At 55.5% G+C, this 16140-nt stretch carries 13 protein-coding genes; 6 read left to right on the forward strand and 7 right to left on the reverse strand.

What is annotated here, in order from left to right; genetic code table 11:
* Nucleotides 1-72: 72 nt before the first annotated feature.
* Complete coding sequence (gene lpdA / locus ACMGGU_RS01950; protein WP_003856313.1) at nt 73-1497, forward strand: dihydrolipoyl dehydrogenase; 1425 nt, start codon at nt 73-75, stop codon at nt 1495-1497.
* A 241-nt stretch (nt 1498-1738) separates the two neighbouring features.
* Entirely contained in the window at nt 1739-2269 is a 531-nt protein-coding gene (traT, locus tag ACMGGU_RS01955) for a complement resistance protein TraT (protein WP_262796740.1), read from the forward strand.
* 54 nt (nt 2270-2323) lie between these two features.
* On the opposite strand, the gene ACMGGU_RS01960 is transcribed toward traT, so the two are convergent.
* Nucleotides 2324-3115, reverse strand: a complete 792-nt coding sequence (locus ACMGGU_RS01960; protein ID WP_262796739.1) for a DUF2950 domain-containing protein — start codon at nt 3113-3115, stop codon at nt 2324-2326.
* Nucleotides 3116-3125: 10 nt separating this feature from the next.
* Nucleotides 3126-4694 carry a DUF3300 domain-containing protein gene (locus tag ACMGGU_RS01965; RefSeq protein WP_248222884.1) on the reverse strand — a complete coding sequence of 523 codons (1569 nt, stop codon included), beginning with the start codon at nt 4692-4694 and terminating at the stop codon, nt 3126-3128.
* 399 nt (nt 4695-5093) lie between these two features.
* Between ACMGGU_RS01965 and acnB the strand changes: the two genes are divergently transcribed.
* Together acnB and yacL are read left to right on the forward strand one after the other, a co-directional pair.
* A complete protein-coding gene (gene acnB / locus ACMGGU_RS01970; RefSeq protein ID WP_032645211.1) occupies nt 5094-7691 on the forward strand; it encodes a bifunctional aconitate hydratase 2/2-methylisocitrate dehydratase in 2598 nt (865 codons plus the stop codon).
* Nucleotides 7692-7881: 190 nt separating this feature from the next.
* Nucleotides 7882-8244: a protein YacL gene (yacL, locus tag ACMGGU_RS01975; RefSeq protein ID WP_045907811.1), complete on the forward strand. Its 363-nt coding sequence runs from the start codon at nt 7882-7884 to the stop codon at nt 8242-8244.
* 31 nt (nt 8245-8275) lie between these two features.
* Here yacL and speD read toward each other — a convergent pair whose 3' ends face one another.
* The 3 genes from speD to ACMGGU_RS01990 form a co-directional block, all read right to left on the reverse strand.
* Nucleotides 8276-9070: an adenosylmethionine decarboxylase gene (gene speD / locus ACMGGU_RS01980; protein WP_008501953.1), complete on the reverse strand. Its 795-nt coding sequence runs from the start codon at nt 9068-9070 to the stop codon at nt 8276-8278.
* Nucleotides 9071-9940 (reverse strand): polyamine aminopropyltransferase, encoded by an 870-nt coding sequence (gene speE, locus ACMGGU_RS01985; RefSeq protein ID WP_023310424.1) that lies wholly within the window; start codon nt 9938-9940, stop codon nt 9071-9073.
* 115 nt (nt 9941-10055) lie between these two features.
* A complete protein-coding gene (locus ACMGGU_RS01990) occupies nt 10056-10403 on the reverse strand; it encodes a YacC family pilotin-like protein (RefSeq protein WP_045327862.1) in 348 nt (115 codons plus the stop codon).
* 145 nt (nt 10404-10548) lie between these two features.
* On the opposite strand from ACMGGU_RS01990, the gene cueO reads away from it, so the two are divergent.
* Nucleotides 10549-12117 (forward strand): multicopper oxidase CueO, encoded by a 1569-nt coding sequence (cueO, locus tag ACMGGU_RS01995; RefSeq protein WP_420300211.1) that lies wholly within the window; start codon nt 10549-10551, stop codon nt 12115-12117.
* Between the two features lie 85 nt (nt 12118-12202).
* Here the strand turns inward: cueO and ACMGGU_RS02000 are convergent, their stop codons facing one another.
* On the reverse strand, nt 12203-14593 hold the full coding sequence (locus tag ACMGGU_RS02000) for a glucose/quinate/shikimate family membrane-bound PQQ-dependent dehydrogenase (protein WP_048225662.1): 2391 nt from the start codon (nt 14591-14593) through the stop codon (nt 12203-12205).
* Between the two features lie 208 nt (nt 14594-14801).
* Here ACMGGU_RS02000 and hpt point away from each other — a divergent pair, with 208 nt between their 5' ends.
* Nucleotides 14802-15338, forward strand: a complete 537-nt coding sequence (gene hpt, locus ACMGGU_RS02005) for a hypoxanthine phosphoribosyltransferase (protein ID WP_008501948.1) — start codon at nt 14802-14804, stop codon at nt 15336-15338.
* An 87-nt stretch (nt 15339-15425) separates the two neighbouring features.
* On the opposite strand, the gene can is transcribed toward hpt, so the two are convergent.
* Entirely contained in the window at nt 15426-16088 is a 663-nt protein-coding gene (gene can / locus ACMGGU_RS02010) for a carbonate dehydratase (protein ID WP_008501947.1), read from the reverse strand.
* Nucleotides 16089-16140: the final 52 nt, after the last annotated feature.

Raw genomic sequence — 16140 nt, forward strand, 5'->3', positions numbered from 1 at the left:
TGTTAACAATTTTGTAAACTGCGGGCGGATAGAACGACCCGGTGGACGACGGGTATAAACTAAGAGGTCATGATGAGCACAGAAATCAAAACTCAGGTCGTAGTACTTGGGGCAGGCCCGGCAGGTTACTCCGCAGCATTTCGCGCAGCGGATTTAGGTCTGGAAACCGTCATCGTAGAACGTTACAGCACCCTCGGCGGTGTTTGTCTGAACGTCGGCTGTATCCCTTCTAAAGCGCTGCTGCACGTAGCGAAAGTTATCGAAGAAGCCAAAGCGCTGGCTGAACACGGTATCGTCTTCGGCGAGCCGAAAACCGACATCGACAAAATTCGTACCTGGAAAGAGAAAGTTATCACTCAGCTGACCGGCGGTCTGGCGGGTATGGCCAAAGGCCGTAAAGTGAAAGTGGTAAACGGTCTGGGTAAATTCACCGGTGCGAACACCCTGGAAGTGGAAGGCGAAAACGGCAAAACCGTGATCAACTTCGACAACGCGATCATCGCGGCAGGCTCTCGCCCAATCGAACTGCCTTTCATTCCACATGAAGATCCACGCGTGTGGGATTCCACCGATGCGCTGGAGCTGAAAACCGTTCCTAAGCGTCTGCTGGTTATGGGCGGCGGTATCATCGGTCTGGAAATGGGTACCGTGTACCATGCGCTGGGTTCAGAGATCGACGTGGTTGAAATGTTCGACCAGGTGATCCCGGCTGCCGACAAAGACATCGTTAAAGTCTTCACCAAGCGCATCAGCAAGAAATTCAACCTGATGCTGGAAACCAAAGTGACTGCCGTTGAAGCGAAAGAAGACGGTATTTACGTTTCCATGGAAGGCAAAAAAGCCCCATCCGAACCACAGCGTTACGACGCCGTGCTGGTGGCTATCGGTCGTGTACCGAACGGTAAAAACCTCGACGCGGGCAAAGCTGGCGTGGAAGTGGACGACCGTGGCTTCATCCGCGTTGACAAACAGCTGCGCACCAACGTGCCGCACATCTTTGCTATCGGCGATATCGTCGGTCAGCCAATGCTGGCGCACAAAGGTGTTCACGAAGGCCACGTTGCCGCTGAAGTTATCGCCGGCATGAAGCACTACTTCGATCCGAAAGTGATCCCATCTATCGCGTACACCGAGCCAGAAGTGGCATGGGTTGGTCTGACTGAGAAAGAAGCGAAAGAGAAAGGCATCAGCTACGAAACCGCCACCTTCCCGTGGGCTGCTTCTGGCCGTGCTATCGCTTCCGACTGCGCAGACGGTATGACCAAACTGATCTTCGACAAAGAGACTCACCGCGTAATCGGTGGTGCGATTGTCGGTACCAACGGCGGCGAGCTGCTGGGTGAAATCGGTCTGGCTATCGAAATGGGTTGTGACGCTGAAGACATCGCGCTGACCATCCACGCACACCCGACTCTGCACGAGTCCGTGGGCCTGGCGGCAGAAGTGTTTGAAGGCAGCATCACCGACCTGCCAAACGCGAAAGCGAAGAAGAAATAAGTTTCTTCCCTGATTGCTAACGCCTCCTCTGGAGGCGTTTTTTTTTGCCTGAAAACTACCCATTATGGTAGGTAACTTATTGTTATTTCCTCTAAAAATTTTCATCTGTCTGCCGATACCTTTTGCACCATTGTGTAGCTACTGGCCGCACGGTTAACGATTCTGGACTTTTGATTACACACAAAAAGGAAATAACATGTCTTTGAAGAAAGTGATGGGGATTGGCTAATTAGCGGCAGTGATGACGCTGACCGGGTGCGGTGCGATGACGACGGCGGTGAAAAAACGCAACCTGGAAGTAAAAACGCAGATGAGTGAAACCATCTGGCTTGAGCCATCCAGTGAAAAAACGGTCTACATTCAGGTTAAAAACACTTCTGATAAAGACATGAGCAATCTGCAGACGCTGCTGGCAAACGATCTGAGTGCCAAGGGATACAAGGTCACCAGCTCTCCTGACAGCGCATACTATTGGGTGCAGGCTAACGTTCTGAAAGCAGACAAAATGGACCTGCGTGAATCTCAGGGCTACCTGAAAACCGGCTATGAAGGTGCCGCTGTGGGTGCCGCGCTGGGTGCCGGTATCACGGCCTACAACAGCAACTCCTCCGGCGCAGCGCGTGGGGCTGGCTGCGGGGCTGATCGGCATGGCGACCGTGCGAAGTATCAAACCCGCGTGGTGTCGAATGCTAACAAAGTAAACCTGAAGTTTGAAGAAGCCAAACCGGTTCTGGAAGCTCAGTTGGCGAAATCAGTCGCCAATATTCTGTAAGTTAAAAAGCCGGGGGCGGCTTCGCCTTACCCGGTCTACAGGCAGAGCGGGTATTCAGGGTTCGACGGGCTGCCAGGTTTTATCAGGCGCGTATGAGGCCAGCGCCCGGGCCTTTTGCTCCGACTCGCTGCCGAGATCGGACTGGTACACCTTGTCGTCCTGATTTATTACAAAGCTCATCACGCCCGTCTCGCCGTAGCTAACCGGCCAGGCCACCATCGCGAAACCGTTTTTATCCGGCAGGATCCGAAAGCGATAGCCGTGATAGCCGGTACCCGGCTCTTTTGGGCTAAATGCCGGTCCGAGCGGACTGGGCGCTTCGCCGGGAGAGGCGGGCCAGTACAAACCGTCTTTTTTGCCCTTCGAGCTGACAATCTTCTGCGCGTATTTCTGGTTCATCGCAAAGTAGCTTTGCTGCGCATCAACATAGGCATGTAAGGCTTCAATGGCGGCAAGTTCGTTACGCCCGATTTCGCGGGTCAGGATCTCTTCCGCCCCTTCTTTGATATCGAATTGCCAACCAGTTGCGGTTTTGATCACCGGGATGGGAAGCTGCCAGCTGTTATCGCCGACAACAAGATGCGCCGTATCCCCTTCGACAACGGTGTTGTGACGGACTTTCCAGTCGCGCAGGAAACGATCGACGGCATCCGGATCAACGCCTTCAGGGGGCAGAAAATCGCGCCAGTTCTCTCCAAGCAGGTTGCTCATCGCGCGCTCATTATGCTCATCAATGGCGTTGGCCAGCGCATCGGTCGCCTGATCGGGCGTGCTGAAGGACTGCTGCGCCATCGCCGAGGCCGAAAGCATGAACAACACCATTCCACTGAGTAGTTTACTTTTCATGTCGGTTCCCTTAGCGATGTCGAATTTCACGGCGTTCAGCGCGTCCACCAGACGCCTGACGCGGCTGCTGCTGGCGAGCCGCAAGCTGTCTGCTTTGCGCACCACGCTGCTGCTGCGCCTGCCAGTTCGCGGAGCGGCTGTCGTTGCCGCTCAGCGCATTGGCCCGGGGCTGGCTGTTCCGCTGCTGCAGAGTGCGTTGCTGCGCGGGCTGCGAAACCCGTTTCTCTTGTCTCTGCGCGGTGGTCTGGCGATTTTCTCGCTGCTGTGTGGTGGTTCGCTTCGCCGTCTGCGGTTTGGTGTCGTAGCCACGGTAGTTATTGCGCTGGGAAATCTGCTTCAGCTGTTCACTTGAGGCCTGACGCTGCACGTCTTTCGTGCCGGGACGTGCCGTTTGCGGGAAGGTTTTACCCGTGGATTTCTCCATCTGGCTCAGGGCCGCCTGACGCTGGCTGTCCCGGTTAACCGGTTTTTGCTGCGTTGAGCTTAGCCCGGTAGCCGTGCTGGTGGAGTGGAAACGGGTGTTGAGCTGGTTAGTCGGATAGGGCACACCTTCCCGATAGGCCGGGTTATGCTGCCAGGTACGGTTGGCGTCCGTCAGACGCTGTCCGCTGATTTTATTGAAGTTCTCAACGTTGATATTGATGTTGTTATCACCGTTGCGGTTATAGCCGCCGTGATTATCCCAGTCACCGTCATGATGATGATCCCAGTCATCGTCGTCATCCCAGTCGATGTTGCTGAAAATGGCATAGGTTGTGGCGACACCCAGGCTGAAGCCTAAGCCGTTGACGAAGCTGTTGCCAAACTGCTCCCCGGGTGTAGGCGGGAGATAGGTGGGCGGATAGGCAGTGTTGGGCCAGGTCCCATAAACCGTGTTGGGGTTATAGGTGGGGACGTACACAACCTGCGGATCGGCAGATTCAATTTTGATCACCGTTGGCGCGGGCGCAGACGTGGTTGTGGTTGTCGTCGTTGCCTCGGTGGTGCTGGTTTTAGCCGGAGCCGGTTTAGTCACGGTGGTGACCGTCTGCTGAGGCGTGGATTGTAACGCGCCTGTCTTCTGTGCCAGCGCGCGCAGGCGCTGAACGGAATCCATCACGTCTTTCGGCTGCGCAAGAAACGCATCGCCCAAATTTTGTACCCACGGCGGGTTTTCACCCATCAGCGACATGAGCTGAGGAAACGCGACCAGCGATTTTACGCTCGGATCCCATGGCTGGCTGGCAACGGCCTGAATGGCGGCGTCCCCTTCCATTTTAGGGTTGTCTTTTGACCACTGCGCCGCCTGAATCACGTTGGCCGGGTAAGTCGAGGCCATCAAGATCTGTGACAGCAGGGCGTCCGGGTAGAGCGCGATAGGGGCAACCCACTGATCGATTTGCGCGGCAGTATAGGTTGGCGCGACGACTGGAGCGGGCGTTGCTGCTGCCGGTGCAGCGGGTGCAGCCGGTTGTTGAGCGACGGGGGCGGGCGCAACGGGTTCCGTTGCGCGGCTTTTGACAAACATGACGCCTGAGGCGGCAAGCAGCCCGGCACTGCACAGAAGGACGAGCAGATGTGGCTTAAAGGGCAACTTCATAAAATGACTCCAACGAGACAAGCGCTGTGCCGTGAGGCGCTACGGTTGGCGTGAGTATTATTCACCCGTCTTTTACTGTTTTGACTTTTATTGGGAAGCGTCCGGTACGTCCGGATAAAGAGTGTGAGTATTTATTACACAATTATATCTGATGAAGGAAAAACTGAAGCGTCACGGTGCGGAAGAAACCGCAAAATGGTGGCCTAAATCCCCGCTACACCATGCTTAACGATTCAGCAAATTTTTTAATGTTGCTTTTTTGTAAACGGATTAACACTGTGCAGAAATCCTGCTATGCTGCCCGACGCGGTATCGGGCATTTACCCTACAAACTGCTGTCTCACAGGAGCGTGAAGAGAACGCCCGCCGCATATGACAATGAGAGCGAGGAGAACCGTCGTGCTAGAAGAATACCGTAAGCACGTAGCAGAACGTGCCGCCGAGGGAATTGTACCCAAACCTTTAGATGCAACCCAAATGGCCGCGCTCGTCGAGCTGCTGAAGAACCCGCCTAAGGGCGAAGAAGAATTCCTGTTAGATCTGTTGATCAACCGCGTACCGCCTGGCGTAGATGAAGCTGCCTACGTAAAAGCCGGATTCCTTGCTGCTATCGCCAAAGGCGAAGCCACCTCCCCACTGGTTACTCCTGAAAAAGCCATTGAACTGCTCGGCACCATGCAGGGTGGTTACAACATTCATCCGCTGATTGACGCGCTTGATAACGACAAGCTGGCACCGATTGCCGCTAAAGCGCTCTCGTCTACGCTGTTGATGTTCGATAACTTCTACGATGTGGAAGAAAAAGCCAAAGCAGGCAACGTCTATGCGAAGCAGGTGATGCAGTCCTGGGCGGATGCCGAATGGTTCCTGAATCGTCCAGCACTTGCTGAAAAAATCACCGTTACCGTCTTCAAAGTGACCGGTGAAACCAACACCGATGACCTCTCTCCGGCACCGGACGCGTGGTCTCGCCCGGATATCCCTCTGCACGCCCTGGCGATGCTGAAAAACGCCCGTGAAGGCATTGAGCCGGATCAGCCTGGCAGCGTTGGTCCGATCAAACAGATCGAAGCCCTGCAGAAAAAAGGGTTCCCGCTGGCCTACGTGGGTGACGTTGTGGGTACCGGTTCTTCCCGTAAATCCGCGACCAACTCCGTGCTGTGGTTCATGGGTGACGACATCCCGCATGTGCCAAACAAACGCGGCGGCGGCCTGTGCCTCGGTGGTAAAATTGCACCGATCTTCTTCAACACCATGGAAGATGCGGGCGCCCTGCCGATCGAAGTGGACGTCTCCAACCTGAACATGGGCGACGTGATTGACGTTTACCCGTACAAAGGTGAAGTGCGTAACCACGAAACTAACGAACTGCTGGCGAGCTTTGAGCTGAAAACCGACGTGCTGATCGACGAAGTGCGTGCCGGTGGCCGTATTCCGCTGATCATCGGTCGTGGCCTGACCACCAAAGCGCGTGAAGCGCTGGGTCTGCCGCACAGTGATGTATTCCGTCACGCGAAAGACGTTGCGGAGAGCAATCGCGGTTACTCTCTGGCGCAGAAAATGGTCGGTCGCGCCTGCGGCGTCGCAGGTGTTCGTCCTGGCGCATACTGCGAGCCGAAGATGACCTCCGTAGGTTCTCAGGACACCACTGGCCCAATGACCCGTGACGAACTGAAAGACCTGGCGTGCCTGGGCTTCTCTTCCGATCTGGTGATGCAGTCCTTCTGCCATACTGCGGCGTATCCGAAGCCGGTTGACGTAACCACGCACCACACGCTGCCAGACTTCATCATGAACCGCGGCGGTGTTTCCCTGCGTCCGGGCGACGGCGTAATTCACTCCTGGCTGAACCGCATGCTGCTGCCGGATACCGTGGGTACCGGCGGTGACTCCCATACCCGTTTCCCAATCGGTATCTCCTTCCCGGCGGGTTCCGGTCTGGTGGCGTTTGCTGCGGCGACGGGCGTGATGCCGCTGGATATGCCGGAATCGGTGCTGGTGCGCTTCAAAGGTAAAATGCAGCCGGGTATCACCCTGCGCGACCTGGTTCACGCGATCCCGCTGTATGCGATTAAACAGGGTCTGCTGACCGTTGAGAAGAAAGGGAAGAAAAACATCTTCTCTGGCCGTATCCTGGAAATCGAAGGTCTGCCGGATCTGAAGGTTGAGCAGGCGTTCGAGCTGACCGATGCCTCCGCTGAGCGTTCAGCTGCGGGCTGTACCATCAAGCTGAACAAAGAGCCGATTATTGAGTATCTGAACTCTAACATCGTGCTGCTGAAGTGGATGATTGCAGAAGGCTACGGCGACCGTCGTACGCTGGAGCGTCGTATCCAGGGCATGGAGAAATGGCTGGCCGATCCGCAACTGCTGGAAGCTGATGCTGACGCAGAGTACGCGGCGGTGATCGACATCGATCTGGCGGATATCAAAGAGCCAATCCTGTGTGCACCGAACGATCCGGACGACGCGCGTCCGCTGTCCGAAGTTCAGGGCGAGAAGATCGACGAAGTGTTCATCGGATCCTGCATGACCAACATCGGCCACTTCCGTGCGGCTGGCAAGCTGCTGGATACCCACAAAGGCCAGCTGCCAACCCGTCTGTGGGTGGCGCCGCCAACCCGTATGGACGCGGCTCAGTTGACCGAAGAGGGCTACTACAGCGTGTTTGGTAAGAGCGGGGCGCGTATTGAAATTCCTGGCTGTTCCCTGTGTATGGGCAACCAGGCGCGCGTCGCCGACGGCGCGACTGTGGTTTCCACCTCGACCCGTAACTTCCCGAACCGTTTAGGTACCGGTGCGAACGTCTTCCTGGCCTCTGCGGAGCTGGCGGCGGTTGCGGCGCTGATTGGCAAACTGCCAACGCCGGAAGAGTACCAGACCTTTGTGGCTCAGGTGGATAAGACCGCGGTGGATACCTATCGCTACCTGAACTTCGACCAGCTCTCTCAGTACACCGAGAAGGCTGACGGGGTTATCTTCCAGACGGCAGTATAAACAGCAAAACCGTCTCTACGAGACGGTTTTTAGTGTTTGCACCCTCTCCCACGGGAGAGGGACGGGGTGAGGGCATCAGGCCGCAGGGTCTTGCTCTCACCTTTTTATTTTCATTCCTCCCACCTCTCACGCTTTTTTTCTTCCTCTCTGCTGCGATAATTACCCTAATGGCTTTGCAGAGGAAAACACTATGGATTACGAATTTCTGCGCGACATCACCGGAGTGGTGAAAGTGCGTATGTCGATGGGCCACGAAGCCGTTGGACACTGGTTTAACGAAGAGGTGAAAGAAAATCTCGCCCTTCTTGATGAGGTTGAACAGGCGGCAAATACGGTGAAAGGCAGTGAACGCTCCTGGCAACGCGCCGGGCACGAATACACGCTGTGGATGGATGGTGAAGAGGTCATGGTGCGTGCCAACCAGCTCGAGTTTTCAGGCGACGAGATGGAAGAGGGGATGAGCTACTATGACGAAGAAAGCCTGTCGCTGTGCGGCGTAGAAGACTTCCTTCAGGTGGTGAATGCCTACCGCGAGTTCATGAAACAGCGGTAACTTCCCGAAGCTTCCCTGCTCCGGGCAACACTTACACGGCCGGAATATTACGGCCGTAGTAAATCTCGCGCATCTCTTTCCAGAGCAGGTCAGTAATCGCCTTACGCTCTTCTTCGCTCAAATCTTCCGGCTTCGTGTGGAACATATAGTGCTTAAGGTCGAATTCCTTAAGTAACATCTTGGTATGGAAGATGTTTTCCTGATACACGTTCACGTCCATCATGTCATACAGTGATTTCATGTCCTCGGACATAAAGTTCTGAATAGAGTTGATCTCGTGGTCGATGAAGTGCTTCATGCCGTTGACGTCACGGGTAAAGCCGCGCACGCGGTAATCAATCGTGACGATATCCGATTCAAGCTGGTGGATGAGATAGTTCAGCGCGTTGAGCGGGGAAATCACGCCGCAGGTCGACACTTCAATATCGGCGCGGAACGTACACAGCCCACCTTCCGGGTGACTTTCCGGGTAGGTATGGACGCAGATATGGCTCTTATCCAGGTGGGCAACCACCACTTCCGGCAGCGGGCCCGGATGTTCCGTTTTGTCGATAAGCTTCGGGTCGACCGGCTCTTCGCTGACCAGGATGGTCACGCTGGCGCCCTGGGGTTCATAATCCTGTCGGGCGATATTCAGGATGTTGGCGCCGATTATGGAACAGGTTTCTGACAGGATCTCGGTCAGACGGTTGGCGTTGTAGAGTTCGTCGATATAGGCGATGTAACCATCGCGTTCTTCCGCTGTTTTGGCATAGCAGATATCGTAAATACAAAAACTCAGGCTTTTGGTCAGGTTGTTAAAGCCATGCAGTTTAAGCTTTTTCAATTAGCTCACCCCCTTAGTGGATAATGCGTCTTGCAGGTACTGCGGCAGAGCAAACGCTGCGGTATGAATAGCCGGATTGTAGTATCGGCACTGAAGACCGGCCTGATGGAAGCGGGCCTGAATAATTTCGGTGGAGAGATGACGTAAGACGTCGTTATCCGTCGCCCAGGCAAAGGTCATGATCCCGCCGTAGTAGGTTGGAATCGCGGCCTGATAGAAACTGACATCATCGAAATAGGTGCTCAGCTTACGGTGGCTGTCCAGCGCTTCATCCTGCTGCAGGAAGCAGACGCCATTTTGGGCGACGAAGATCCCGCCCGGGTTCAGACAGCGCTTGCAGCCTTCGTAGAACGAGGAGGTAAACAGCGATGCGCCAGGACCGATAGGATCGGTGCAGTCGGAGATGATCACGTCAAAGGTCTGCGAGGTCTGGTTAACGAAGTTAACGCCGTCGTCAATCACCAGGCTAAAGCGCGGGTCATCATAGCTGCCGGCATTGTGGTTGGGCAGATACTGGCGGCAGAAAGAGACGACGCCCGCATCGATTTCCACCATGGTGATGGTTTCAATGGAACGATGGCGGGAAACTTCACGCAGCATTGCGCCGTCGCCACCGCCGATAATCAGGACATGCTTCGCGTGGCCGTGTGCCAGCAGCGGGACGTGGGTCATCATCTCATGATAGATAAACTCATCTCGCTCGGTCGTTTGCACGACGCCATCCAGGGCCATGACGCGGCCAAAGGCAGCATTCTCGAAGATGATCAGATCCTGGTGATCGGTTTTCTCATGATAGAGCACGTTATCAACGGCAAAGTACTGACCAAACTGGTCATGCAGTGTTTCATGCCACAACGTGTGGTCGGCCATACGCGGACTCCTCCTTTGTTAACATCCGTTACGCTCACAAAAAATGAGCGAAACATGATAGCTAACTATAACCGTGGTTGCACGGCTATAGGTTCAACAGGGGGCGTCGGGAAGGTTATTTGACGTAGGCGAGCAGGCTAAGTGAGTCGCGAGCCAGCGCTTTGCATTTTTTAGAGGTGGGAATGCCAATACCGCTTAGGTCACGGTAGCTGTCTTCGCCGAGCGCCTTCATGTCGAAGCTGTCGTAGTTGCTGAGATCCCACTGGTTCTGCTGGGCAAAAAAGACCAGCGCGCGGCGAATTTGCCCGTTGGGTAAATTCTGGTAGCCACAATCATTTTTCAGGAATACAAAAACCGCCGTTAAATCGGCCATATCTTCCGCTTCATTTTCACTTAGCGCATAGCTGTTCGCACACATTGCCATCAGGCTACCGAACAAAATTGTCCTGAAAAACGTCTTCATTGCTTCTACCACTTCTTCACGGAAAATTAACGTTAGCATACTTGATGCCAGTGCGACGATCTTTATTATTGCCGCTTTACTTGACCTTCCGGTTAGGGGAGGGTTTATGCTCAAAAGATCGCCTGCTGGAAATAAGGAAATGAACATGCAACGTCGTGATTTTTTAAAATATTCCGTGGCGCTGGGTGCTGCCAGCGCATTGCCTCTCTGGAGCCGCGCGGTTTTTGCGGCTGACAGGCCTGCCTTACCCATCCCTGATTTGCTGACCGCGGATGCCCGTAGCCGTATCAAGCTTGTTGTTCAGTCCGGCAGCACGCTGTTCGGTGCGCACAACGCGACAACCTGGGGCTATAACGGCAATCTGCTCGGCCCTGCGCTGCAGCTGCGCAAAGGGAAGGCGGTGACGGTGGATATCCACAATACGCTTGCTGAAGAGACGACGGTGCACTGGCACGGACTGGAAGTGCCGGGCGAGGTAGACGGCGGGCCGCAGGGCATCATCAAAGCAGGCGGTTCGCGCAGCGTAACCTTTACGCCCGACCAGCGCGCGGCAACCTGCTGGTTCCATCCGCATCAGCATGGCAAAACGGGCCATCAGGTGGCGATGGGGCTGGCGGGACTGGTGCTGATTGAAGACGACGAGAGTCGCCTGCTACGCCTGCCGAAACAGTGGGGCATCGACGATGTGCCGGTGATTGTGCAGGACAAGAAATTCACCGCTGACGGGCAAATTGACTACCAGCTGGACGTGATAAGCGCGGCGGTAGGCTGGTTTGGCGACACGCTGTTGACCAACGGCGCCATTTATCCTCAGCACGCTGCGCCGAAAGGCTGGCTGCGACTGCGTCTGCTTAACGGCTGTAACGCGCGTTCACTCAACTTCGCCACCAGCGATAAGCGTCCGCTGTACGTGGTCGCCAGCGACGGCGGGCTGCTGCCTGAGCCGGTGAAGGTCAACGAACTACCGATGCTGATGGGGGAGCGTTTTGAGGTGCTGGTGGATATCAGCGACGGCAAGGTGTTTGACCTCGTGACCCTGCCGGTTAGTCAGATGGGGATGGCGGTCGCGCCGTTTGACAAGCCGCATCCGGTGCTGCGTATTCAGCCGTTACAGGTGACCGCTTCCGGCACGCTGCCTGATACGTTAACCACTCTACCGGCACTCCCGTCGCTTGATGGCCTTACGCAACGCAAACTGCAGCTCTCCATGAACCCGATGCTCGATATGATGGGTATGCAGGCGCTGATGGCGAAATATGGTGATAAGGCGATGGCGGGGATGCATCACGGGCAGATGATGGGCCACATGAATATGGACCACGGCAAAATGGGCGGCATGGGTAACATGAATCACAGCGACCATGGCTTTGATTTCCATAACGCCAATATGATCAACGGTAAAGCGTTCGACATGAACACGCCGATGTTTGCAGCGACAAAAGGGCAGCTTGAGCGCTGGGTGATTTCAGGTGAAGGGGACATGATGCTGCATCCGTTCCATATTCACGGCACGCAGTTCCGCATTCTTTCTGAGAACGGCAAAGCGCCGGACGCGCATCGCGCGGGCTGGAAGGATACGGTGAAGGTGGAAGGCGGCGTCAGCGAGGTGCTGGTGAAGTTTGACCACGATGCGCCGAAGGAGTTTGCCTATATGGCGCACTGCCATCTGCTGGAGCATGAAGATACGGGGATGATGCTGGGCTTTACCGTATAAAAAAGCCGGGTGGCGGCTTCGCCTTACCCGGCCTGCATAGCGTACCCGACGGCCCGGTAAGCGTAAGCGCCACCGGGCTTTTCAGTTACTTGTTTTCGTCAGGCAGTGCATACGCGACGATATAGTCGCCCATCTTCGTGCCAAACGAACCGTGACCGCCCGCAGAGATGACAACGTACTGCTTGCCATTCACTTCATAGGTCATCGGCGTGGCTTGTCCACCCGCTGGCAGACGGCCTTGCCACAGTTTCTCACCGTTGGTCATGTTGTACGCGCGCAGGTAGTTATCTGCGGTTGCCGCGATGAACAGCACGTTACCGGCGGTGGAGATTGGGCCACCCAGCATTGGCATACCCATATTAAACGGCACTGGAACCGGCATCGGGAAAGGCATGCTGTCCTGCGGGGTACCAATACGTTTTTTCCACACGATCTGGTTAGTTTTCAGATCCAGACCGGAGATGTAACCCCAGGCAGGCTGTTTACACGGCAGACCAAACGGCGACAGGAACGGGTTCAGCGTTACGCCGAACGGTACGCCATACTGCGGCTGAATACCGGCTTCGGTACCGCTGCCTTTCGCGTCTTTCGGCTGCTCCATTGGGTTGCCCGGACCACGTGGGATCAGACGGGAAACGAACGGTAGCGCCATTGGGTTAGCAATAGCGACCTGACGGTTAGGGTCAACGGAGATCCCGCCCCACTCGAACATCCCCAGGTTACCCGGGAAGACCAGCGTGCCCTGCTCAGAAGGCGGCGTGAAGATGCCTTCATAGCGCAGCTGATGGAACATCACGCGGCACACCAGCTGGTCAAACATCGTGGCACCCCACATGTCTGCCCCGCTGAGGTCTTTCTTCGGACGGAAGCTCAGATCGGAGAACGGCTGGGTTTTGCTGACGTAATCACCTTTCGCCGCACCCTGCGGAACCGGTTTTTCCGGTGCCGGCACAACCAGCTTGCCGTTGCTGCGATCCAGTACGAAGATGTTGCCGGTTTTCGCCGGAGCGTAAATCACCGGTACGGTTTTGCCGTTAACGGTAATGTCCGCCAGCGTCGGCTGGGACGGCATATCCATATCCCACAGATCGTGGTGAACGGTCTGATAGCTCCAGGCCAGCTTACCGGTGGTCGCGTTCAATGCCACGATAGCGCTGGCATAACGTTCCTGCTCCGGCGTGCGGTTACCGCCCCAGATATCTGGCGTAGTAACGCCCATCGGCAGGTAGACCAGATCCAGCTTCGCGTCATACGCTGCAGGTGCCCAGGAGTTTGGCGAGTTAAAGGTAAAGGTGTGCTCGTCCGACGGGATCGCATTCGGATCTTTCGCGCCCGGGTCGAAGGCCCACAGCAGTTTACCGGTATTCACGTCGAAACCACGGATAACGCCGGAGGTTTCACGCGTGGAGAAGTTATCCGTTACCGAACCGGCAATCACGATGGTTTTATCGGTGATGATTGGCGGCGAGGTTGGCTCGTACAGACCCGGCGTGGTGTCCGGCATATTGGTCTGCAGATTCAGGATACCTTTGTTGGCAAAGGTTTCACACAGCTTGCCCGTTTCGGCATTGATGGCGAACAGACGACCATCGTTGACCGGCAGCATGATGCGGCGCGGACAGTCGGCAACCACTTCCGGGCTCGCGTTATCGGCGCGCGCTTCGTGATAAGAGACGCCACGGCAGGTCACGTGCTGGAAGGACGGGTTGGAGTTCAGCTGCGGATCAAAGTGCCATTTCTCTTTACCGGTGGCCGCGTCGAGCGCGAACAGACGCTGGTGCGCCGTACACAGATAAAGCATATCGCCGACTTTAATTGGCGTCACTTCGTTGGTCAGTTCACCCGGATCGTTCGGCATCTTCAGGTCGCCGGTACGGAATACCCAGGCTTCTTTCAGGTTCTTAACGTTGTCCGCGTTGATCTGCTTCAGCGGAGAGTAACGCTGGCCTTCCTGGTTACGACCATAGGCAGGCCAGTCGCCGTCAGCGACCTGTGAGATCGCTGCCGCAGGCGTGGATTCTGCGTTCAGCGTACCGTTGATCTCCTGCGGGTCGTTAAAGCCAGCCCAGGTGAGGATACCGCCGCTGATCAGCAGCGCTACCACCAGCGCCGCAACGGCACCGCTGGACGGCACGATCAGGCGACGCCAGACGAACGGCAGGATCAGCCAGATACCGAAGAAGACCAGGATGTCACTGCGCGGCGTCAACGCCCAGAAGTCAAAGCCGACTTCCCAGACGCCCCAGATCATGGTGGCAAGAAGGAGTGCGGCATACAGCCACAGTGCAGATTGTTTTCTACGCCAGAGCAGGACGGTTACGCCAAGCATAACCAGGCCCGCAATCGGGTAGTACCAGGAGCCGCCGATCGCGACCAGCCAGACGCCACCGATTAACAGGTACAGGCCGCAGAAGGCGGCGAATAGGGCTGTTAATGTCACCAGTAGACGCGGCTGTTTAGAGTTTGTTTCAGCCATAGAAAGTGTACTCGTCAGTTTTTGTTAATAATTTGCTAGCAACTAATTATAGGTATTAACAAGTGTGATCGGAATCACAATATTTGCTTTTTATAACTCATACGCCAGGGTTATCCATTTGCTGATATAATGGCTGGCTTGCGTATCAGTGCTGGATATTAACTCATCCGTATTGAGAGATTTTCATTAAAATCATTTGGTTAGTAATATGAAACATACTGTTGAAGTGATGATCCCGGAAGCCGAGATCAAAGCGCGTATCGCCGAACTGGGTCGTCAAATCACCGAACATTACAAGGACAGCGGCAGCGAAATGGTGCTGGTCGGTCTGTTGCGCGGCTCTTTCATGTTCATGGCCGACCTGTGCCGTGAGGTGCATGTGCCCCATGAGGTCGATTTTATGACCGCCTCCAGCTACGGCAGCGGCATGTCCACCACCCGTGATGTGAAAATCCTGAAAGATCTGGATGAAGATATTCGTGGCAAAGATGTGTTGATCGTTGAGGACATTATCGACTCCGGCAACACGCTGTCAAAAGTGCGCGAGATCCTGAGCCTGCGTGAGCCAAAATCGCTGGCGATTTGCACCCTGCTGGATAAACCTGATCGCCGTGAAGTGCAGGTGCCGGTAGAGTTCGTGGGCTTCTCTATCCCGGACGAATTCGTCGTCGGTTACGGTATTGACTACGCACAGCGTTATCGCCATCTGCCGTATGTTGGGAAAGTGGTATTGCTGGACGAGTAATTGCGGTTTGTTGCCCGGTGGCGCTGCGCTTACCGGGCCTACGAATGGGCACATGTAGGCCGGGTAAGGCGCAGCCGCCACCCGGCTTTATTTATGGTTTACGTGCTTAAGCTGAAGGTTGGCAATTCCCGAACGGTAACGCTGCTCCAGCGTTTCCCGGTTGGTGGCGGTCACCTCCAGGTTGCGCAGCAGACCGTCGTGAATACCGTACGCCCAGCCGTGGATCGAGACCTTCTGCCCGCGTTTCCACGCCGATTGCATGATCGTTGAGTGGCCCAGGTTATACACCTGCTCCATCACGTTGAGTTCACACAGGGTATCCATGCGACGCTCCTGCGGCATTTCGCCCAGCAGTGAGCTATGTTTGAACCAGATATCGCGGATGTGCAGCAGCCAGTTATCAATGAGCCCCAGCTCCGTGTTTTCAACCGCCGCCTGCACGCCGCCGCAGCCGTAGTGGCCGCAAATGATGATGTGCTCGACTTGCAGAACGTCAACGGCATACTGAACAACAGAAAGACAGTTGAGATCGGTGTGAATCACCAGGTTGGCAACGTTGCGGTGAACAAACAGTTCGCCGGGCTCAAGGCCGGTCAGGCGCTCCGCCGGTACGCGACTGTCGGAGCATCCAATCCAGAGAAAGCGTGGGTTTTGCGCCTGCGCGAGTTTTCCAAAAAATCCGGGGTCTTCCTCCACCAGCATTTTTGACCATAGTGCATTGTTGCTGATGAGTGTATCTATGTTGTTCATGGAGGTTAGCGACCTGTAACCGAGTAATTGCGTTGCGCTACTATAGGGTAAC

This window comes from Enterobacter sp. BNK-8 (genome assembly GCF_048685095.1).
GTDB classification, from domain to species: domain Bacteria; phylum Pseudomonadota; class Gammaproteobacteria; order Enterobacterales; family Enterobacteriaceae; genus Enterobacter; species Enterobacter quasiroggenkampii.